Raw genomic sequence first — 19,884 nt, 5'->3', positions numbered from 1 at the left:
CCCTGCCCGACGATGGGACCGAGGCCGCGCCCACCGACCCGGCCCGCCCCGTCATGAGACGTCGAGCCGAGGGAGCGTCGGATGCGAGCGGACGGCCATGCGCCCGGACGGCCCGCGCGGGACGGCCAGGACACCCGGGACGACCAGGACACCCGGGACCTGCTGCGCCGCTGCGCCCGGGACGTGGTGGACGTCGCCGAGGACATCCGCGCGGTCGCCGAGCGCACCGGTGCCGCGCTGTTCGCACCGCCCCCGGTCGCCACCGGGCCGCGCCGACGTCCCCGGAGCGCCCTCGCGGCCCGGTGGGCGCTGCTGCGGGCCCTGACCGGCAAGCAGGGCCTGGGCGGCCCGGCGATCGTCGCCCCCAAAGGCATGGGCCAGGTCCTCGGCGCGCTGGGCCGGGAGGGTCTGGCCGCGCTGGTGGCCGTCACCTCCCTGCGGCTGAGGATCGCCGCGGTGCTCGTGGACCACCCCGAATTCGTCCGCGATCCGGGCATGCGCCGGCTGATGGAGGCCGTCACCACCGACGACGACCCGGAGGCCGCACGGGCCCTGCGCGCACTGTTCCGCGACCGGGGAGCCCAGCGGGCGCTGTCCGGGCTCGCGCCGGTGATGGCCGAACTCTTCGCCGTCCGCGCGCTGCTGCACCAGGACCCCGCCGAGAGCGGGACCGCCCGGGCACTCGCGGCGGGCCCGGAACTGCCCGCCGGCCCGCGCGCCACGAGCGCCCCGGGCCCGGCGGGCCCGGACCGGGGCGAGGGCTCCGCCGAGGCCGTCGACCTCACCGACCAGGAGAAGCAGGTCATCGCCACCGAGGGCTCCGTCCTCGGGTTCCTGCGCAACATCGAGGCGCTGTCCGCCGGCGGGCGCGTCCTCGTCCAGAACGTGCGCGGCCCCGACGGCGTCGTCCGCTACGTCGTCCAGGCACCCGGCACGGCACCCGGCCGCCCCCGCGACGACTGCCCGCAGGACTTCGCCGCCGTCTGGCGCAACCTGTTCACGACCGACTCGCCCCACACCCGCTCGGTCCTGCTGGCCCTGCGCGACCACGGCATCCCACGGGGCGCCGACCTCGCGCTGATCGGGCACGGCGAGGGTGGCGTCGCGGTGATGAACCTCGCCCAGGACGAGGAGTTCTGCCGCACCTTCAGGGTCACGCACGTCGTCGCCGTCGGCTCCCCGGTCGCCGGCAGGAAGCCCGCCGACCCGCGCACCTGGGTCGCCGGCATCACCAACCGGCACGACGTCCTCTCCGTCCGCGACGGCCTCGGCGCGGGCTCCGCCTTCGGCCCGCACCCCAACTGGTACGAGGTCGACTACACCGGACCCGCCCACGAGTTCCCGCGGTGCCACATGCTCCACGAGTACATCGAGCACCTGCGCACGGTCGTCCCCGAGGCCCGCGAGGACGTCGACGAGGCGCTCACCTCCTACCGGGGCCCGATCGTGCGCACCCAGGCCTACCGGCTCAAGGACCGCGCCAATCCGCCCGAGGGCCACCCCTTCCTCACCGTGCCCACCGCCTCCCTGCCCACGACCGCCGGCCCGGTCGACGTGCCGGTGCGCTACTACGACTCCTCGGCCGCCCACCTGTGCTTTCCCGTCGACGCCGGCGCGGCCGGGAGCCTGCTGCCCGCCGCCACCTGGCCGGCACCCGGCCGGCTGGGCCGGCGGGCGCTCGCGGTGCTGTCGCTGTACGAGCACCGCTGCACCACCATCGGCCCCCACACCGAGATCGCCCTGTCCGTGCTGGTGGACGACCTGTGGCGACCGCGCCGGTACGACGCCGTCACCGACCTGCTGCGCCGCGCCGACCTGCGCCGCACCGGCCGGTTCGTCGTCTCCGCCGCCGTCACCGGCGAGGAGGCCCGGGCGGTCGCTAAGGAGATCTGGGGCCGGCCCGCGATGCGGATGACGGCCGACGCCGACCTGATGGGCCGGGAGATCGGCGTCCGCTCCCCGGACCTCGGGCTCACCGTCGAGGGCCGCCTCGGACCGGGCGTCCGCTGCCCCGAGGCCGACTGGATCCTCTACGGGCGCCGCGGTGAGAACACCGTGCGCACGCTGGTCAGGACCCACGGCAGACGGCGGCTGCACAGCGGCGCCGGGCTGCGGCTGCGGCTGGAGACGGCGGCGGCGGAGCCCTTCGCCGGGCAGTTGCGCCGGCTCGGCATCGACACCGCCCGGCCCCTGTTCGTCCTGAACTGCCCCCGGTTCATGGCCCGCCGCGGCGCGGGCGCGGTCCTGCCGCGCTGACCCGACCCCACGACTCCAGCCGGATGGGAGCCGCCATGGTGACCGAGATCCCCCGAGCGGCCGTGTGCGCGGCCGGGGAACCTCCCGCGCACGCCGACACCTTGCGGGCGGACGCCGACCTGATGGACGACTGTGCCCGCCGGCTGCTCGGCACGGCGGCCATGCTCACCGCCTGCCCGGCGGCACCGCGGTGGAGCGGCCCCGCCCTGGCACGGCAGGCCGCCGCCTGCACCACGGCGGCGCGGCAACTGCGCGCCGCGGCCGAGGCGTTGTCGCCGCCCACGCGAGCCGGCGCCTGAGCCCTGGCCCTCGCGCGGCAGTGGCGTGTTCCGGCCGGCGAAGACGGCCGAAAGCAGCGGAACCCGGGCGCGGCGGAAGCGGTCTTACGGTCCGTCGACGGCCGGTTCGCTCCGGCCGCCGCGAGGAAACCGGGGGAACGAGACACATGTCCGAGCCGGTCCTTGACCCGTAAGCCGGGGCGTGCGGTCCCGCCCCGCCCCACTCGGGGCGGGGCTCATGCCGCCGTGCGGCAGGCGGTGCCCTCCTGAGGGTGCGGTGCCCCGGAGAGCGGCACTCGTCAGGGTCCGGTCTGCCGGCGCGAACCCGGGGCGGGGCCGTGCCGGAAGGCGTCGGCCGTGGCCACGCGTCCGTGGTGGCGGTGCCGGTCCACGGGCGTGCGGTGCAGGGCGATGAGCGCGGCGTCGTCGCCCAGCCGGCCGCCGACATGGCCGAGCAGGTCGCGCCGCAGGTGGTGTATCAGCGCCTCGGGACTGTCCTCGGTCCAGCGCGCGACCCGCTCGGCGAGCGGATAGAACCGGCCGCCGGCGTCACGGGCCTCCACGACACCGTCCGTGTAGAGCAGCAGCGTGTCGCCCGGTTCGAAGGAGAACACGTCCAGGGTGTGCTCGGTGCCCGCGTGCACGCCGAGCGGCGGTGACGGATGCAGGGTCGGAACCGTGACCACATGGCCGGGGCTCAGCAGCAGGGGCGGCGGATGACCGCAGCTGGTCATCCGGGTGACCTGGCCGTGGTCGGGGATCTCCACCAGCAGGGCGGTGGCGAACCGCTCACCCGCCTCCTCCGCCGGTTCCAGGTCCGCCGCGTAACGGCTGACGCTCTGGTCCAGGCTGCCGGCCAGCTCGGCCAGCGGGATGCGCCGGTGCGCGCTCTCCCGGAAGGCGCTCAGCAGCAGGGCGGCCTCACCGATGGCGGACAGGCCCTTGCCGCGGACGTCGCCGATCAGGACGCGCACCGCGTCGCCGCCCCGGGTCGCCGCGTACAGGTCACCGCCGATCTGCGCCTCGTCCTCGGCGGCCAGGTACAGCGAGGCGATCCGCAGCGGGCCGATGTGCTCGGGCAGCGGCCACATCAGCACGTGCTGCGCGGCCTCCGCGACCGTCCGGACCTGGGCCAGCTGGGCCTGCCGGCGCTCGCGCAGGGCGCTGTAGAGCACCAGGAGCGCCGAGAGCACCGCCAGGGTGATGATCTGCACGATGTGGTTGGTGGTGCCGAGCCCGCCGTGGGTGTGGGCGATCAGGATCTGGGCGCCGACCGCCAGCGCTCCGACGGCCGCCGTGGTCCGGGGCCCGGCGAAGGAGGGCGTGAGCGCGGGGGCGATCACCAGGGCCGGCCCGAGGTGGACGCTGGTGGGTGCCTGGGTGTCCACCACCGTGATCACCACGATGAGTGTGATCGGCAGCAGCAGCAGCGCGTGCGTCGACAGCCACGGCCGCCGCTCGCCCGCGACCCGGGGCCGGGGACTCATGCCTACCAGCCTGCTCCCGGGGCGGCCGCGCGGCCACTCGCCGGGCGCCGCCGGCCCGGGCCGCGTCCCGGCCTGTCCGCCGGCCCGTGGGAGAACCGGTCCAACCGGTCGGCGGACCGGTTGGCGGACCGTTCGGCGGAACCGGTCGAGCCGCGGTCGGCGGAGCCGGTCGGGCCGTACCGGAGGTGGTCCGCGGCCGCCGCCCGGCGAGGGGCACGCCAAGCGTCCGTACCCCTCACCACGGGGCCCGGCCTACCGTGCGGCCCGGTCCGGCCCCCGGGGGGCGCGCGAAGCCACCCCGGTGGCCGCCCGCCAGGGTGACTCCGCCGGTCCCGGGCCGGCCGGCTGCCACGGGCCCACGCCGTCGCCGCGTGACGCCCGGGGGAGGGCCGCCACCGGCACCGTCGGCGCGTGAGCCGTGTCGGCACGGGTGCGCCGGGTACCCGTATCTCCCCCGGGGCCGGCCGGCCGCCCGGGGGACAGGGTGCAGGGTGCCGTGAATGGAGAGGACATGACGCACAACGGGGAGGACACCGCGCCCGCCGGGCGACCGGAGGTCACCGGACTCCGCCTCGCGGCGGACGCGCAGAAGCAGCAGGACCCTCCCGAGCCCCGGACGCCGGACCTGCCGCACGACCGCAGCCAGGCGATCCTGGAGGCCGCCAAACGGATCGGCGCCCTCCTCAAGCGCGCGGGCCATCCCTTCGCCCTCGCCGGGAGCGTGGCCGTCTACGCCCACGGCGGCAGCCGCTACCTCCAGCACGACGCCGACTTCTGCGTCCTGCCCGACGACGCCGAGGCGGTGGCCGCCACCCTGCGGGAGGCCGGCCTCGCCGTACGCACCCCGCCCGAGGACTGGCTGCTGAAGACCACCTGCCACGGGCAGAACGTCGACATCATCTTCGCCCTCGCACACCAGCCCGTGGCGAAGGACATGCTCGACCGGGCCCATGTCCTGCCCGTCGACTCGGTGCTCATGCCCGTCCTGTCCCCGACCGACCTGATCCGCAGCCTGATCAGCGCCTTCTCGGAGCACTACTGCGACTTCGGATCGGTTCTGCCGGTGGCCCGAGCCGTGCGGGAGAAGGTCGACTGGGACGAGGTGCGGGTCACCTGCGGCGACCAGCCCATGCCGGCCGCCTTCCTCTTCCTCCTCGAACGCCTGAACGTGATCGCCCCCCAGGAGAGGCAGCCATGACCGACGCAAGCGCGCCACCCCCGCCGGGGGCGGCGAACCTGGACTACCGCGTCGCCCACCTAGCCGACCACCTCGCCGCCGGACCGCTCGGGGAGCTCGGGGTACGGCTGGAACTGCGCGGCGACGCCGTCCTGCTGACCGGCACCGTGCCGTCCACCCAGTGCCGGGACGAGATCGTGCACATGGCACGCGAGGAACTGGCGGGGCATCCGGTGCACTGCGACATCCTCGTCGCCGGGACCTCCTCGCCCGATCACGGGGAGGACCTCACATGATCCGCGTCGCGGCCGTCGGGGACATCCACATGGCTCCCGAGAACCAGGGCACGCTGCGCCCCTCGTTCGAGACCCTGCCCGAGTGCGCCGACGTGCTGCTGCTCGCCGGCGACCTCACCCGGCACGGCACACCGGAGGAGGCCGCGGTCGTCGCCCGCGAGATCAAGGACATCGGGGTGCCGGTCGTGGCCGTCCTGGGCAACCACGACCACCACGACGAACGGCCCGAGGAGGTCACCGCGATCCTCCGGGACGCCGGCGCGCACGTCCTGGAGGGCCAGGCCGCCGTCGTCACCGCCGACGGGGCACGGATCGGGGTGGCCGGGACGAAGGGGTTCGGCGGCGGCTTCGTCGGCCGTTGCGCGGGGGAGTTCGGCGAACCGCTCATGAAGGAGTTCGTCCGCTACTCCCGGCGGTGCGCCGACGGCCTGCACGGCGCGCTGCGGGACCTGGGCGACTGGAACTGCGACGTGCGGATCGCCCTGACCCACTTCTCGCCCGTGCCGGACACGCTGGCCGGGGAGCCGCCGGAGATCTACCCGTTCCTCGGCAGCTATCTGCTCGCGGAGGCCATCGACACCGGCGGCGCCGACCTCGCCGTGCACGGCCACGCCCACGCGGGCACCGAGCACGGCATGACCAGCGGCGGTGTCCGCGTCCGCAACGTCGCCCAGCCGGTGATCGGACAGGCCTTCCACGTGTACCACCTGCCCGGCCGGGACCAGCGGCCGACGGGCTGAGGAGAGCACAGCGGCCGCGAACCGGAGGCCGCCTACGGCGAGGACGCTCAGCAGAGGCCCTGCGTGGCCGGGAACGACACCCGCACGGGTGGCGCGGGGGAGACCAGGACGCCGAAGGCGAGCTGCTCGGTGCCTCGGTGCCCAGGCCGGCGCCGTCGTGACCGACGGCGCCGGTTCAGGCGGCCGTGCCCAGGGCCTCCCGGCCGGTCACGTCGCCGTCCTTCGCGGTCACCGTCACCGCCACCGGGACGCCGCGGCGGCGTACCAGCAGGCCCGCGCCCACCGACCCCGCGATGAGCAGACCGCCGCCGACCAGGGCGCCGCGGGCCCCCGCCCACTCCATGAGCAGGCCCAGCAGGGGCGGCCCGCCGAGGCTCCAGACCGTGCCGACGCTGCTCCACACCCCGAGCACCCGGCCCCGCAGGTGCGCGGGCGGATCGGTCTGCAGCACGGCCGTGCCGGCGGTGTCGGACACCGACTCCACCACGGCCATCGGCAGCACCAGCACCAGCAGGACCGCCAGCGACGGCGACAGCCCCGCGACCGCCTGGAGCAGCGCACCCGCGGCCGCGAGCAGGCCCACGGTCCGTACGGACGGCCTGCGCAGCCGGGCGCCGAGGACGGCGCCGACGATGCCGCCGACGGCCAGGACCGTGGAGACGGTGCCGAACGCGCCGGCGCCGCCCGCGAGCGGGCCCGTGACGAGGACGGCGAGCGTGAGGCCGTAGTTGCGGCCGAAGACGGAACTGAGCCCGGTGATGCCCGCCAGCGCGACCAGGCGGGGGCGGCGCGCGAAGTAGACCAGTCCCTCCCGCACGGTCATCTCCGCGCGGGCCGGGACGGCCCGCACCCCGGTCGCCGGTTCCTTGACGGCACCGGGAGCGGGCCGCAGGAACGGCACGACCGACGCGACGAAGAGGAACGACAGCCCGTTGGCGGCGTACGCCGCCGAGGTGCCGAGGAAGCCGACGGTCACACCGGCGAGGGCGGTACCGGCCAGCCGGCCCGCGCTGTGCACGAGCGCGCCGACGCCGATCGCGGACGGCACGTCCTCCACGGGGACGAGATCGTTGCCGAGCAGCGCGCACGCCGGCCCGTCCACGGTGGCGATGACGCCGGTCACGGCGGCCAGCACCAGCAGCGACGTCACGTCGATCCGGTCCAGCGCGACGAGCAGCGCCGTGGTGAAGGCGACCGCGCCGAGCAGGGCCTGGCTGACGGCCACCGTCAGTTTCCGGGGCCAGCGGTCCACGGCCGCGCCGCCCAGCAGGCTGACGAACAGCGCGGGCGCCGCCTGTACGGACATCGACAGGCCGGTGGCCGCCGCCGAGCCCGTGATGTGCAGCACGAGCAGGTTCTGCACAGTGAGCTGCATCCAGGTGCCGGCGTTGGAGACGAAGTTCGCGGCCGACCACCAGCGCATGCCGCGGTGGCGCAGGGACCGCCAGGGCGAGCGCGAGGCGGCGCGGGCGCGGTCCGGGGACGGGGGAGGGACGGGGGCACAGGGCACGGCGGGGTCTCGGCAACCAGTCGGTGGGAAGAAGGACCGGCGGACCCCGTCGGGCCGGCTGCGCTGCACGGCCAGGGCGCCTGGTCAGGGCGCCGACCATGCTGGCAGACGGGACGGGCGAGTCGTCGCCACCGAGCTCGCCCGCAGGGCAGTACGAACCACAAGTTCCGGTGTGCAGACGGCACTTGTCCCCGTGCGTGGGGTTCCTCACAGGCCCCGTACGCCGGATTCGCCGACGGGGTGCGGGGCCCGCCCGGGAATCCCCGCACCCGCGCCGTCAGCGGTTGACCGCCCGCATCCCCGCCTCGTCGTACCGCTCGCCCGCCGCCTCGGGCAGCTCGGCGTTGATCCGGGCCAGGTCCTCCCCGGTCAGCTCGATGCCGGTCGCGCCGGCGTTCTGCTCCAGGTAGGTGCGGCGCTTGGTGCCCGGGATCGGCACCAGGTGCTCGCCCTGGGCCAGCACCCAGGCGATCGCCAGCTGGGCCGGGGTCACGTCCTTCTCGGCGGCGATCTCCTTGACCTTCTCCGCCAGCCGCAGGTTCGCGTCCAGGTTGGTGTCGGTGAAGCGGGGGTTGTTGCGGCGGAAGTCGTTCTCGTCCAGCTCGTCGGGGGAGCTGAAGCGCCCCGCGAGGAAGCCGCGGCCGAGCGGCGAGTACGGCACGAAGCCGATGCCGAGCTCCCGGCAGGCGGGCAGCACCTCCGCCTCCACGTCCCGCGACCACAGCGAGTACTCGCTCTGCACGGCGGTGACCGGGTGCACGGCGTGGGCGCGCCGGATGGTCTCCGCGCTCGCCTCGCTCAGCCCGATGTACCGCACCTTGCCCTCGGCGACCAGCTCGCCCAGCGCGCCGGCCGTCTCCTCGATCGGCACGTCCGGGTCGACCCGGTGCTGGTAGTACAGGTCGATGTGGTCGGTGCCCAGACGCTCCAGGGAGCCGTGGACGGAGCTGCGCACGTGCTCGGCCGAGCCGTCCTGCCGGCCGATCGAGCTCATGTCACCGGGTACGGCGTCGTCCATCCGGTAGTTGAACTTCGTCGCGATCACGTACTCGTCGCGATGCCCCCGGATCGCCTCCCCGACCAGCGACTCGTTGGTCAGCGGGCCGTAGAGCTGCGCCGTGTCGAGGAAGTCGATGCCGAGTTCCAGGGCGCGCCGGATGGTCGCGATGCCCTCCTCCTGGTCGGCGGAGCCGTAGAAGGCGGACATCCCCATGCATCCGAGGCCGATGGCCGATACCTGGAGGTCTCCCAGACTGCGCTTGTGCATGTGGTGTCCCAGCCTTTCGTGCACGCGTGCCGTTCGTCTCCCGGGCGCGGGTCTGCCTCCGTCCGGCGACGGATCCCGGCACCCGGCATCCCGTGAGGGAGACCGGGTGCGGGGACGGCGCTCCGGGTGTCTTCGACGCTACGAGTTGGAGCGCTCTCCAAGTCAAGGCGTGCCGCGGGCGGGGCTACGGATTCAGCCGCACGGGCAGCTCGAACAGGTCGTTCCGCGTCACCACCGGCTTGTCGCGCAGCTCGGCCACCGGCACCGCGAGGTCCAGGCGTGGGAAGGCTGGAGGCGGGCGTCGCGCTGCCCGCGCCGTCCGCGCCGGAGAGCCGGTGCGGAAGTGTGCCGGCGCCTCTATACGATGACGTCAAAAGGACATATGGGCCGGGAGGGCGGTGAAGCGGGCGGTGCACGAGACGGGGGAGCCGGGGGCGACGGGCTGCCGTGGCTTATGACCGGCGGGGGCCGCGGGGCGCGTCCGTGCTCGCTGCTCGCACGCCCTGCCCGGTTCACCGGACGCACGCTGCGGGCCGAGTGGCACGCCGTCGTCGTCGATCCGGTGCGGCTGCTCGTCCGGCGCGGACCGGCGGGACTGCTGCTGGCGTTCGTCGCCGCGGCGGGCGTGATCTTCTTCCACGACGTCGCCCAGCACCCCCTCGGCGCGGTGTGGGTACGACGGCTCGGCGGTGTCGAGGCCGGGCTGCCGGTGTGGCTGTCGCTGCTGCGTACCCCCGTGTCGCTCTACGTACCGGCGCTCGACCTGCCGGTCTGGGCCGGCATCACCCAGCTCTTCCTCGCCTTCGCGCTCGCGGAACTGACCCTGGGCCGCGCCCGCACCCTGGTCGTCGCCTACACCACCACCCTGGCCGGCACCCTCACCGCCCGGCTGATGATCGCCGCCGGACCCGGCTGGTGGGGGTTCGGACTGCCGCCGGGATGCGCGCGGGTGCTCGACACCGGCCCCTCCGCGGCCGTGGTGGGCCTGTTCACCTATCTGGCGGTCGTCAGACGCGCGCCCGTGGTGTTCGCACTGACCGCCGGTTCGATGGTGTGGGAGTCCGTCGCCGTCCCCAATCTGGCCGGCCGTGAGCACCTGGTCGCGGTGGGCGCGGCGATCGTCCTCGGACTCCTGCATGGCCGCGGGCAGCGGTGGCGCGCCGTCGCACGGTCCCTGCTGACTGCTCGGGGCACCGAACGCGCGCCCCAGCCGTCCCCGCATCCCCCGCCGACCCCGCACACCGTGCCGACCCCGCACACCGTGCCGGCCCCGGCACCCCCCGATCACGCCGGGAAGACCCTGGCCGAGGTCCCGGAGCCTGCCCTCGAACGTTCGTGCCCACGGGTAATGCCGTAGGCGCCACGGGGAACCGGCGCCCGGCGGGTCACCGCCGCACTGCGCGCCCGTGTGGCGCGGCCCACCCCGTCGGTGTGATGGTTTTCGCACGTCGACCCGTACGGCCACCCCCTAAGGTGGCCGCGAGTACGGCAGGGCGTGGCTTACACCAGGGTGTTCGTCGCCGGCAGGCAGCTGAAGGGAATCCAGGATGTTCCGCAAGGTGCTGGTCGCCAACCGTGGAGAGATCGCGATCCGCGCGTTCCGGGCGGGCTACGAACTCGGCGCGCGCACCGTCGCCGTGTTCCCGCACGAGGACCGCAACTCGCTGCACCGGCTGAAGGCCGACGAGGCGTACGAGATCGGGGAACCGGGGCATCCGGTGCGGGCCTACCTCTCCGTCGAGGAGATCGTGGCCGCCGCCCGCCGGGCCGGCGCCGACGCGGTCTACCCGGGCTACGGCTTCCTCTCCGAGAACCCCGAACTGGCCCGCGCCTGCGAGGAGGCGGGCATCACCTTCGTCGGTCCGAGCGCCGCCACACTGGAGCTGACCGGCAACAAGGCCCGTGCGGTCGCCGCCGCCCGCGCGGCGGGCGTGCCGGTGCTCGGCTCGTCGCAGCCCTCCACCGACGTGGACGAACTGGTGCGCGCCGCCGAGGAGATCGGCTTCCCCGTCTTCGTCAAGGCCGTCGCGGGCGGTGGCGGGCGCGGCATGCGCCGGGTGGAGGACCCGGCCCAGCTGCGCGAGTCCATCGAGGCCGCCTCCCGCGAGGCCGCGTCCGCGTTCGGCGACCCGACCGTGTTCCTGGAGAAGGCTGTCGTCGACCCCCGCCACATCGAGGTGCAGATCCTCGCCGACGGCGAGGGCGAGGTGATCCACCTCTTCGAGCGGGACTGTTCGCTGCAGCGCCGCCACCAGAAGGTCATCGAGCTGGCCCCCGCCCCGAACCTCGACCCGGAGCTGCGCGACCGCATCTGCGGCGACGCCGTGCGCTTCGCCCGCGAGATCGGCTACCGCAACGCGGGCACCGTGGAGTTCCTGCTCGACCGCGAGGGCAACCACGTCTTCATCGAGATGAACCCGCGCATCCAGGTCGAGCACACCGTGACCGAGGAGGTCACCGACGTCGACCTGGTCCAGGCACAGCTGCGGATCGCCTCCGGGCAGACCCTCGCCGACCTCGGCCTCTCCCAGGACACCATCACCCTGCGCGGCGCCGCCCTCCAGTGCCGCATCACGACCGAGGATCCCGCCAACGGCTTCCGCCCGGACACCGGCCGGATCAGCGCCTACCGTTCGCCGGGCGGCTCCGGCATCCGTCTCGACGGCGGCACCACGCACGCCGGCACGGAGATCAGCGCCCACTTCGACTCGATGCTGGTCAAGCTCACCTGCCGGGGCCGCGACTTCAAGGCGGCCGTCGGCCGGGCCCGGCGGGCGGTGGCCGAGTTCCGCATCCGGGGTGTGGCCACCAACATCCCCTTCCTGCAGGCGGTCCTGGACGACCCGGACTTCCAGGCCGGGCGGGTCACCACGTCCTTCATCGAGCAGCGCCCCCACCTGCTCACCGCCCGCTCCTCCGCGGACCGCGGCACCAAGCTGCTGACCTACCTCGCCGACGTGACGGTGAACAAGCCCCACGGCGAGCGGCCCGGCCTGCTCGACCCGCTGACCAAGCTGCCGCCGCTACCCGCGGGCGAGCCGCCCGCCGGATCACGGCAGCGCCTGGTGGAACTGGGCCCCGAGGGATTCGCCCGCCACCTGCGCGAGTCGCCCACCATCGGCGTCACCGACACCACCTTCCGCGACGCGCACCAGTCACTGCTCGCCACCCGGGTGCGGACCAAGGACCTCCTCGCCGTGGCCCCGGTCGTCGCGCGCACCCTGCCCGAGCTGCTCTCCCTGGAGTGCTGGGGCGGCGCCACCTACGACGTCGCCCTGCGCTTCCTCGCCGAGGACCCCTGGGAGCGGCTGGCCGCCCTGCGCGAGGCCGTGCCCAACATCTGCCTGCAGATGCTGCTGCGCGGCCGCAACACCGTCGGCTACACCCCCTACCCGACCGAGGTGACCGACGCCTTCGTGCAGGAGGCCGCCGCCACCGGCATCGACATCTTCCGCATCTTCGACGCCCTCAACGACGTCGGCCAGATGCGGCCCGCCATCGAGGCCGTACGGGAGACGGGCACGGCGATCGCCGAGGTCGCCCTCTGCTACACCGCCGATCTCAACGACCCCGCCGAGCGGCTCTACACCCTCGACTACTACCTGCGGCTGGCCGAGCAGATCGTCGAGGCCGGCGCCCACGTCCTCGCGGTCAAGGACATGGCCGGACTGCTGCGCGCCCCGGCCGCCGCCAAGCTCGTCACGGCTCTGCGCCGCGAGTTCGACCTGCCGGTCCACCTGCACACGCACGACACCGCGGGCGGCCAGCTCGCCACCTACCTCGCCGCGATCCAGGCGGGCGCCGACGCGGTCGACGGAGCGGTTGCCTCCATGGCCGGTACGACCTCGCAGCCGTCGCTGTCCGCGCTCGTCGCCGCCACCGACCACTCCGAGCGGCCCACCGGACTGGACCTCCAGGCCGTCGGCGACCTGGAGCCGTACTGGGAGGGCGTCCGCCGGATCTACGCCCCGTTCGAGGCGGGCCTCGCCTCCCCGACCGGCCGCGTCTACCACCACGAGATCCCCGGCGGGCAGCTGTCCAACCTGCGCACCCAGGCCGTGGCCCTCGGCCTCGGCGACCGCTTCGAGGACATCGAGGCCATGTACGCGGCCGCCGACCGCATCCTCGGCCGTCTGGTGAAGGTCACCCCCTCGTCGAAGGTGGTCGGCGACCTGGCCCTGCACCTGGTCGGCGCGGGCGTCTCCCCCGAGCACTTCGAGGCGACCCCCGACAGGTTCGACATCCCGGACTCGGTGATCGGCTTCCTGCGCGGGGAACTGGGCACCCCGCCCGGCGGCTGGCCGGAGCCGTTCCGCACCAAGGCGCTGCAGGGCCGGGCCGCGGCCAAGCCGGCGCCCGAGCTGTCCGCCGAGGACCGCGACGGACTCGCCAAGGACCGCCGGGCGACCCTAAACCGGCTGCTTTTCCCGGCCCCGACGCGCGAGTTCGAGACGCACCGCCAGTCCTTCGGCGACACCAGCGTGCTGGACAGCAAGGCGTTCTTCTACGGCCTGCGCCCGGGCAAGGAGTACGCCGTCGACCTGGAGCCCGGTGTGCGGCTGCTGATCGAGCTGCAGGCGGTCGGTGAGGCCGACGAACGCGGTATGCGCACCGTGATGTCCTCGCTCAACGGCCAGCTGCGGCCCATCCAGGTCCGTGACCGGGCGGCGGCCTCGGACATCCCGGTGACGGAGAAGGCGGACCGGTCCGACCCGGGACACGTGGCGGCGCCGTTCGCCGGTGTGGTGACGCTCGCGGTGGCCGAGGGCGACGAGGTGGCGGCCGGTGCCACCGTGGCCACCATCGAGGCGATGAAGATGGAGGCGACGATCACCGCGCCGAAGGCGGGCCGGGTGTCCCGGCTGGCCATCAACCGGATCCAGCAGGTGGAGGGCGGCGATCTGCTGGTGGAGATCGCCTGACGGCGCACCGCTCGCCGCGGCCGGTGACCACCGGCCGCGGCGAGCGGGTGTGCGGAACCGGGCGGACGCCGGGAGGAGAGGGCCGGTCAGCCCCAGAGCGGGTAGGTCACGACCTGGTCGAAGCCCTCGGGCCGCGCGTTCTCGTAGGTGAGGCGCATCCGGGTGAAGCGGTCGACGCCCGGGTCCTTCTTCCACGGCGCCGGACGGTCCAGCCGCACCGTCACCCGGTACGAGTGGAACTTGCCGGCCGCGCAGTACGGCTTGCAGTCGTTGACCGCGTTCAGGCCCTCGGCGACCGCCCCCCGCGGGCTCCACTCGGTCCAGTGCAGGCCCAGCAGGCGGCTGTTGCCGTCACCGCAGGCCAGGATGAAGTCGGCCGGGCGGACGTTGCGCTGGAACGAGCAGTCGACCAGCACCGGCTGCGTGGACCGGACCTGCGCGGCCGAGGTGTCCGGCGGACCGGCGGAGGCCGTCGTCATGGCCGCCGTGAGCATGGCTCCCGCCGCTAGGGTGACTGCCGTTCCCACCAGTGATCCGCGCATGGCCGCTCCCACTGCCGTTCCGTGTCGACCGTGTGCACTCGACGCTACGACCGTCCGCCCCGATGCACCAATCGCGCAGGTCGCGCCGGGTGCGGGTGGTACGGACGGCCGTCTCGCGCACGATCTGAACCGAACACGTCAAGTAGGTCAGCAGGCGCCCTCGTCCTGCCAGGGGCCCCACTGCGAGGCGCCGGGCACCTCGTTCTGGGTCCACCACTTGGCCTTCCAGTTGTGCTTGCCGTACGAGACCTCGTCGTCCTTGGTGTACACCGCCGCCGAGCTCCAGGCGGCCTTGCAGGAGGCGCCCGGCGGGGTCGGCGTCGGGGTCGGGGTGGGGGTCGTGCTGGGCGGGGTGGCGCCCGCGAACTTCACCGAGTACTTGGCGAAGTCCCAGGAGTTCTGGACCACGCTGGAGCACGTGCCCGAGGTGCGGCCGCCGTTGTCGGCCGGCGTGCACTGCCGGTCGCGGTTCAGGGACCAGAAGGTGAACCGGTCCATGTGGTGGCTCGTCGCGTAGTCGAGCACGGTCTGGAAGTCGGCCTGGGAGAAGTACTCGCCCGTGTCGCTGCGGCCGTTCATGCCGGAGAAGCCCTCGTGGGCGTACGCGGTCGCCTGGTCCCAGCCGAAGGTGGACTGCAGGACCTCGTTGAACTTCGTCAGCGCGCTCGTCTGGCTCGCCGCCCCGTTGAAGCCGCCGTCGAACGGCATGATGGAGAAGTTGTTCGGCGTGAACCCCTGCGACTTGGCCTCCAGCAGCATCTGCTTGCCGAACCAGCCGGTGCCGTCCGCCGTTCCGGCCGTCGTCACCGACACGTACAGGCCCGGGTTGTTCTGCTGCAGGATCCTGGCGGCGCCGATCTCGTTCCTGATGGCCGCGCTGTTCTCGTACTCGGGCTCCTCCAGGTCGAAGTCGATGGCGCGCAGCCCGTACTTGGTGATCACCTGCTGGTAGGCCGCGGCCGTGGCGGTGGGGTCCGCGCAGGCCTGGCCGAGCTTGGTGCCGCCGTAGCCGCCGATGGAGACCGAGACGTCACCGCCCTTGGCGCGGATCCTGTCGATCACCGACTTCACGGCCGTGTCCGAGGAGACGGGCGCCGTGCCGCCCCAGGTCGGCGTGCAGCCGCCGCCGTTCGGGGCGAGGACGAAGGCCAGCTGGAAGGACTTCAGGCCGGTGGCGTCCATGATGGCGGCCGGGTCCGGCGGGTCGTTGTCCAGCGGCATCAGGTAGGGGGCGGCGGCGTACCAGCGGTTGTCGAGCGCGTTGCCCGCGCCCGAGGCGCTGCCCGCGACCAGCGCGGTCGTGCCCGTGGCGGCGAGGGTGACGGCGGCCGCCGCGCCCAGACATGCCCGAAGACGTCTCACTGCGTGCCTCCAGAGGGGTGGGTGGGGAGGTGGGGAGCCCCACCCTCCGGGAGGTGTCACGGTCACGTCAATAGATTGGACTAGACCAACCTGGTCCTTGGACTAGACCAGACGATCTCTTTACCTCCGGAGGGCGATCTGCGTCTGCGTGGTCTGACCGACCAGCCGTTCCGCGTCGTCCCGCAGGTCCGTCTGCACGACCAGGAGGGTGCCGCCGATGTGCAGCGGACGGGCGGTCGCGTGGACCCGGCCCGCGGTGACCGCCCGCAGGAAGTTGGTCTTCGACTCCACCGTGGAGGTACCGGTGGCGCCCTCGGGCAGGTTGAGGTAGGCGCACACGGCCCCGACGCTGTCGGCCAGCGCCATCAGCGCCCCGCCGTGCAGGGCGCCGCCCACCGTGCAGGCCCCGGGGGACCAGGCCAGGCTGCCGGCGCACCGCTCGGCGGTGGCCTCGTGCAGTTCGATGCCGAGGCCGGCCGCGAACGGCATCGCGGCCAGCAGCTCGGCCGGTGCGGAGGGGGACGTCATGGGGTACCGCCTTTCGTTGGGTGCCTGTGCCGGTTCAGGTGGTCAGGGGGAGGGCGAGGAGGGCCACCCCGTACGGTGGCCCGGCGAGTTCACCGGCCTTCGCCCAGCCCCACCGCAGGTACATGTCGTGCGCGGGCGCCCTGGTCGACGCGGCGAGCACGGCGAACCGCTCGTCGCGGCCGGCCAGCAGCGCGTCCGGCAGTGCGCGGCCGTGCCCGCGGTAGACCCGGTGGTAGACGTCGCGGAACTCCCCGGGGCGGCCAACCTCAACGGCCCGCTCAGCCATCGACGGTCTCCCGCAGCCCGTGGGCGGGCGGCACGCGGTTCAGCCGCCGCAGCACGACGACCGCCGCGCGGCGGCACGCGCCGAGCGCGAGCCACGGCAGGCCCGGCAGCCCCGCCGGCGGCCAGGCGGACATCGTCGGCGCCGGCACCGGGCCACGCCCCACATCAGTTCCTCCACTCCGAGGCGGCGGCCTCGCAGGCGCCCGGCGGCGGTCGCCGCCGCCGGGCGCCTGGAGCAGCTCCGCGTGGGTCAACAACACCATACCCAGGGCGAGTTCGGCGAGCCTTCGGCCATCGGCCAAGTCCACGCGGCAGAGGTCCGGACCATGGTGGCCGGCCCGGTGGATCTCACAGCGCCGACAGTTCGGTCAGCAGGTCGTCCAGGCCCAGTGAGCCCTGCGAAAGCGCCGCCATGTGCCATGCCTTGAGGTCGAAGTCCGCGCCGTGCCGGGCCCGGGCCGCCTCCCGCCCCTGGAGCCAGACACGCTCCCCGAGCTTGTAGCCTATGGCCTGGCCCGCCATCCCCTGATAGCGGATGATCTCGCTCTCGACGTAGTCGGCGGGGCGGCTGCTGTGGGCGGCGAGGAACTCCTGCGCCAGTCCGGGCGTCCACCGCTCGCCCGGACGGAAGGGGGAGTCCCCGGGGATGCGCAGCTCCAGGTGCATGCCGATGTCGACGACGACACGGATGGCGCGGTGCATCTGCGCGTCCAGATAGCCCAGCCGGCGCTCGGCGGTGGTCAGGAAGCCCAACTCGTCCATGAGGCGCTCGGCGTACAGCGCCCAGCCCTCGGCGTTGGCGCTGACGGTGCCCACGGTGGTCTGGTAGCGCGAGAGGGTGTCGGCGACATGCGCCCACTGCGCCAGCTGGAGGTGATGGCCCGGCACGCCCTCGTGGTACCAGGTGGTGACCAGGTCGTACGCGGGGAAGCGGGTTTCGCCCATGGTCGGCAGCCAGGTGCGGCCGGGCCGGGAGAAGTCCAGCGAGGGCTCGGTGTAGTACGGGGCGGCGGCGCTGCCCGGCGGCGCGATCCGGGACTCCACCCGGCGCACCCGCTCGGCGAGCTCGAAGTGGGTGCCGTCCAGCGCCTCGATGGCCTCGTCCATCAGCGACTGCAGCCACTGCCGGGTCTCCTCGACACCCTCTACGGCCTCGCCGTGTTTGTCGCACCAGGCCAGCGCCTCCCACGGCGTCCTCGCCGACGGCAGGACCTTCTCCGCCTCGGTGCGCATCTCGGCCAGCAACCGGTGGAACTCCGACCAGCCGTAGGCGTAGGCCTCGTCCAGGTCGAGGTCGGTGCCGTTGTAGTAACGCGCGAGAGCGCCGTAGCGGTCCCGGCCCACGATGTCCGGTGCGCCCTCGACGGCCGGGGCGTAGCCGTCCCGGAGCCAGTCGCGCAGTTCCACCAGGGCGCCGGTGGCCACCGCGGCGGCCGCGGTGAGTTCGCCGCGCAGCCGCTCCGGTCCCGCGGCGGTGAACTCGGCGAACCAGCCCCGGCCGGTGCCGGCGCCGATCCACTCGTCCAACTGGCCGACCACCGTGGCGACCTGGCGCGGGCCGGCGGGCAGCTTCCGCTCGCGGCCGGCGTCCAGGGAGGCCCGGTAGCCCGCCAGTGAGTCCGGCACCGCCCGCAGCCGCCGGGCGATCGCCGCCCAGTCGTCGTCGGTGTCGGCGGGCGTGATCGTGAAGACACCGCGTACCTGGTGCAGGGGAGAGCTGAGGTTGCTGACCTTGCGCAGCCCCTCGCCCGCCTCGTGCACCGCGATTTCGGCGGTCAGCCGCTCGCGCAGCAGCCGGGCGCAGCGCCGCTCGGCGACGCTGTCGCCGCCTGGCCTGGCCTCGGCCTCGGTGAGCCGTCGCAGGGTCGTGCGGGCGAGCTGGGCCATCGCTTCCTGGCCCGCCGGTGAGAAGTCGGTGAGCCGGCCGGAACTCTCGGCGACACCGAGGAAGGTGCCGGTGATCGGGTCCAGGTCGACCAGGGCGTCGACATGGGCGTCGGCGACCTGGCGGGGCAGGTGATCGCCCCCGGGCGCAAGGGTGTTGGACATGGAGGCCATCCTGGTACGGACGCGGCCGCCGCGTCACCCCCGCGACGGCACGCCGCCTCCTCGGAAACGTCGGTCGGCCCGGTCGGCCGGTCCCGCGTGGCGGTGCCGGCTGACTCCGCGTGGCGCGGCCGGCTACGCGGTCGGACTCGCGATGCGCAGGGGCGTCGCGGGGACCGGCGTCGCGGGGTCGCCGACCGAGGTGACGTCCGTCCACCAGTCGGCGCCGTCCTCGATGTAGCGGAGCAGCACGCCCTCGCGGATCGCCCACGGGCAGACCACGGCCCGGCGCAGGCCCATGAGCTTGAGCGCGGTGTGCCCCACGACGGCGCCGGCCAGGCTCTGGGCGGCCCGGGGCGCAGTGATCCCGGGCAGCTGGGCGCGCTCGGCGGCCGGCAGCGCGGCCAGGGTGCGCGTCGCCTCGCGCAGGTCCTCGCAGTCCAGCTCCCGCGCCACGAACGGGCCGTGCCGGCCGGGTGCGGCGCCGCACAGCCGGGCGAGCTGCTGGAACGTACGCGAACTGACGGCGGCGGTGCGCGGTCGCTCCCAGCGGATCCGCGAGGCGACGTCCCGCAGTTCGTGGCGGATCCGGCGGCGCAGTTCCTTCAGCTCACCCGGCCCGGGAGGGTCCTGGACCGCCAGGTGCTCCTGGGTCAGCCGGCGCGCGCCGAGCGGCAGTGAGGCGGCGAAGTCGGGCATCCGGCCCCTGCCGAAGGCCACTTCCAGCGATCCGCCGCCGATGTCGAGCAACGCCAGTGGTCCCGCGTTCCAGCCCAGCCAGCGGCGGGCGGCCAGGAACGTCAGCTCGGCCTCGGTCTCACCCGGCAGGGTGCACATGCGGATCCCGGTCCCGGACGCCACCCGGTGCAGGACGTCCTCCCGGTTGGGCGCGCCGCGGACCACCGCGGTGGCGAACGCCAGCGGACCGGCTGCGTGCCACCTCCGGGCGGTGGCGCCCGCCGCGGCCACCGCCTTGACGAGCCGCTCCACCGCCTCGTCGGCGATGGTGCCGTCCGCGGCGACGTGTTCGGACAGGCGCAGCTTCCACTTGACGGTGTGCACCGGCAGCGGAACACCGCCCTCCACATCCGCGATCGCCAACCGGACCGTGTTCGAACCCGCATCCACCACGCTCACCCGCATGGCCGGGGCCTACCCACTCCACCGGGAACCACCCGTCCCGCCCGG

The 19,884-nt window shown here is 74.1% G+C and carries 17 protein-coding genes; 7 read left to right on the top strand and 10 right to left on the bottom strand.

The features are described from left to right. Positions 1-81 precede the first annotated feature (81 nt). Entirely contained in the window at positions 82-2,256 is a 2,175-nt protein-coding gene (locus IE177_RS27390; protein WP_190018116.1) for a serine/threonine-protein kinase, read from the top strand. 35 nt (positions 2,257-2,291) lie between these two features. Beyond that, positions 2,292-2,555, top strand: coding sequence for a hypothetical protein (locus IE177_RS27385; RefSeq protein WP_190018115.1), 264 nt, complete (start codon positions 2,292-2,294; stop codon positions 2,553-2,555). Between the two features lie 278 nt (positions 2,556-2,833). Here the strand turns inward: IE177_RS27385 and IE177_RS27380 are convergent, their stop codons facing one another. Then, the gene (locus IE177_RS27380; RefSeq protein WP_190018114.1) at positions 2,834-4,021 is read right to left on the bottom strand and encodes a PP2C family protein-serine/threonine phosphatase; all 1,188 of its coding nucleotides are present in this window, start codon (positions 4,019-4,021) and stop codon (positions 2,834-2,836) included. 511 nt (positions 4,022-4,532) lie between these two features. On the opposite strand from IE177_RS27380, the gene IE177_RS27375 reads away from it, so the two are divergent. From IE177_RS27375 to IE177_RS27365, 3 genes are read left to right on the top strand one after another with little or no spacing between them, the layout of a single operon-like run. Then, positions 4,533-5,219 (top strand): nucleotidyltransferase family protein, encoded by a 687-nt coding sequence (locus IE177_RS27375; RefSeq protein WP_190018113.1) that lies wholly within the window; start codon positions 4,533-4,535, stop codon positions 5,217-5,219. Next, positions 5,216-5,494, top strand: coding sequence for a BON domain-containing protein (locus IE177_RS27370; RefSeq protein ID WP_190018112.1), 279 nt, complete (start codon positions 5,216-5,218; stop codon positions 5,492-5,494). Before IE177_RS27375 ends, IE177_RS27370 begins: the two co-directional genes overlap by 4 nt. Further along, the gene (locus IE177_RS27365) at positions 5,491-6,234 is read left to right on the top strand and encodes a metallophosphoesterase family protein (protein ID WP_190018111.1); all 744 of its coding nucleotides are present in this window, start codon (positions 5,491-5,493) and stop codon (positions 6,232-6,234) included. The genes IE177_RS27370 and IE177_RS27365 overlap by 4 nt, the downstream gene beginning before the upstream one ends. A 175-nt stretch (positions 6,235-6,409) precedes the next feature. Here IE177_RS27365 and IE177_RS27360 read toward each other — a convergent pair whose 3' ends face one another. Both IE177_RS27360 and IE177_RS27355 read right to left on the bottom strand, forming a co-directional pair. Then, entirely contained in the window at positions 6,410-7,657 is a 1,248-nt protein-coding gene (locus IE177_RS27360; RefSeq protein ID WP_229816302.1) for an MFS transporter, read from the bottom strand. A 364-nt stretch (positions 7,658-8,021) separates the two neighbouring features. Continuing rightward, positions 8,022-9,011, bottom strand: coding sequence for an aldo/keto reductase (locus IE177_RS27355; RefSeq protein WP_190018109.1), 990 nt, complete (start codon positions 9,009-9,011; stop codon positions 8,022-8,024). Between the two features lie 454 nt (positions 9,012-9,465). Here IE177_RS27355 and IE177_RS27350 point away from each other — a divergent pair, with 454 nt between their 5' ends. Together IE177_RS27350 and IE177_RS27345 are read left to right on the top strand one after the other, a co-directional pair. Continuing rightward, positions 9,466-10,368, top strand: coding sequence for a hypothetical protein (locus IE177_RS27350; RefSeq protein WP_229816295.1), 903 nt, complete (start codon positions 9,466-9,468; stop codon positions 10,366-10,368). Positions 10,369-10,558: 190 nt separating this feature from the next. Continuing rightward, positions 10,559-13,933 (top strand): pyruvate carboxylase, encoded by a 3,375-nt coding sequence (locus tag IE177_RS27345; protein ID WP_190018108.1) that lies wholly within the window; start codon positions 10,559-10,561, stop codon positions 13,931-13,933. Between the two features lie 86 nt (positions 13,934-14,019). Here the strand turns inward: IE177_RS27345 and IE177_RS27340 are convergent, their stop codons facing one another. The 7 genes from IE177_RS27340 to IE177_RS27310 all read right to left on the bottom strand — a co-directional run bounded on the left by IE177_RS27340 (position 14,020) and on the right by IE177_RS27310 (position 19,839). Further along, entirely contained in the window at positions 14,020-14,475 is a 456-nt protein-coding gene (locus IE177_RS27340) for a hypothetical protein (protein ID WP_190018107.1), read from the bottom strand. A 147-nt stretch (positions 14,476-14,622) separates the two neighbouring features. Continuing rightward, positions 14,623-15,837: a chitinase gene (locus IE177_RS27335; RefSeq protein ID WP_190018106.1), complete on the bottom strand. Its 1,215-nt coding sequence runs from the start codon at positions 15,835-15,837 to the stop codon at positions 14,623-14,625. A 120-nt stretch (positions 15,838-15,957) separates the two neighbouring features. Then, on the bottom strand, positions 15,958-16,365 hold the full coding sequence (locus tag IE177_RS27330; RefSeq protein WP_190018105.1) for a PaaI family thioesterase: 408 nt from the start codon (positions 16,363-16,365) through the stop codon (positions 15,958-15,960). A gap of 34 nt (positions 16,366-16,399) precedes the next feature. Then, the gene (locus IE177_RS27325; protein WP_229816294.1) at positions 16,400-16,651 is read right to left on the bottom strand and encodes a hypothetical protein; all 252 of its coding nucleotides are present in this window, start codon (positions 16,649-16,651) and stop codon (positions 16,400-16,402) included. Next, positions 16,644-16,814 (bottom strand): hypothetical protein, encoded by a 171-nt coding sequence (locus tag IE177_RS27320; protein ID WP_190018104.1) that lies wholly within the window; start codon positions 16,812-16,814, stop codon positions 16,644-16,646. Before IE177_RS27320 ends, IE177_RS27325 begins: the two co-directional genes overlap by 8 nt. Before the next feature lie 184 nt (positions 16,815-16,998). Then, entirely contained in the window at positions 16,999-18,708 is a 1,710-nt protein-coding gene (locus IE177_RS27315; protein WP_373305190.1) for a DUF885 domain-containing protein, read from the bottom strand. A gap of 123 nt (positions 18,709-18,831) precedes the next feature. Further along, positions 18,832-19,839: a Ppx/GppA family phosphatase gene (locus IE177_RS27310; RefSeq protein WP_190018102.1), complete on the bottom strand. Its 1,008-nt coding sequence runs from the start codon at positions 19,837-19,839 to the stop codon at positions 18,832-18,834. Between the last annotated feature and the right edge of the window lie 45 nt (positions 19,840-19,884).

The sequence above is a fragment of the Streptomyces lucensis JCM 4490 genome (assembly GCF_014650035.1).
GTDB lineage: Bacteria > Actinomycetota > Actinomycetes > Streptomycetales > Streptomycetaceae > Streptomyces > Streptomyces lucensis.
This window is presented reverse-complemented; position numbering and strand designations above follow the sequence as displayed.

Coding starts and splice junctions, on each gene's coding strand:
- IE177_RS27390 (WP_190018116.1), top strand. CDS start 82: ATGCGAGCGGACGGCCATGCGCCCGGACGGCCCGCGCGGGACGGCCAG.
- IE177_RS27385 (WP_190018115.1), top strand. CDS start 2,292: ATGGTGACCGAGATCCCCCGAGCGGCCGTGTGCGCGGCCGGGGAACCT.
- IE177_RS27380 (WP_190018114.1), bottom strand. CDS start 4,021: ATGAGTCCCCGGCCCCGGGTCGCGGGCGAGCGGCGGCCGTGGCTGTCG.
- IE177_RS27375 (WP_190018113.1), top strand. CDS start 4,533: ATGACGCACAACGGGGAGGACACCGCGCCCGCCGGGCGACCGGAGGTC.
- IE177_RS27370 (WP_190018112.1), top strand. CDS start 5,216: ATGACCGACGCAAGCGCGCCACCCCCGCCGGGGGCGGCGAACCTGGAC.
- IE177_RS27365 (WP_190018111.1), top strand. CDS start 5,491: ATGATCCGCGTCGCGGCCGTCGGGGACATCCACATGGCTCCCGAGAAC.
- IE177_RS27360 (WP_229816302.1), bottom strand. CDS start 7,657: ATGCGCTGGTGGTCGGCCGCGAACTTCGTCTCCAACGCCGGCACCTGG.
- IE177_RS27355 (WP_190018109.1), bottom strand. CDS start 9,011: ATGCACAAGCGCAGTCTGGGAGACCTCCAGGTATCGGCCATCGGCCTC.
- IE177_RS27350 (WP_229816295.1), top strand. CDS start 9,466: ATGACCGGCGGGGGCCGCGGGGCGCGTCCGTGCTCGCTGCTCGCACGC.
- IE177_RS27345 (WP_190018108.1), top strand. CDS start 10,559: ATGTTCCGCAAGGTGCTGGTCGCCAACCGTGGAGAGATCGCGATCCGC.
- IE177_RS27340 (WP_190018107.1), bottom strand. CDS start 14,475: ATGCGCGGATCACTGGTGGGAACGGCAGTCACCCTAGCGGCGGGAGCC.
- IE177_RS27330 (WP_190018105.1), bottom strand. CDS start 16,365: ATGACGTCCCCCTCCGCACCGGCCGAGCTGCTGGCCGCGATGCCGTTC.
- IE177_RS27325 (WP_229816294.1), bottom strand. CDS start 16,651: ATGGCTGAGCGGGCCGTTGAGGTTGGCCGCCCCGGGGAGTTCCGCGAC.
- IE177_RS27315 (WP_373305190.1), bottom strand. CDS start 18,708: ATGGCCTCCATGTCCAACACCCTTGCGCCCGGGGGCGATCACCTGCCC.
- IE177_RS27310 (WP_190018102.1), bottom strand. CDS start 19,839: ATGCGGGTGAGCGTGGTGGATGCGGGTTCGAACACGGTCCGGTTGGCG.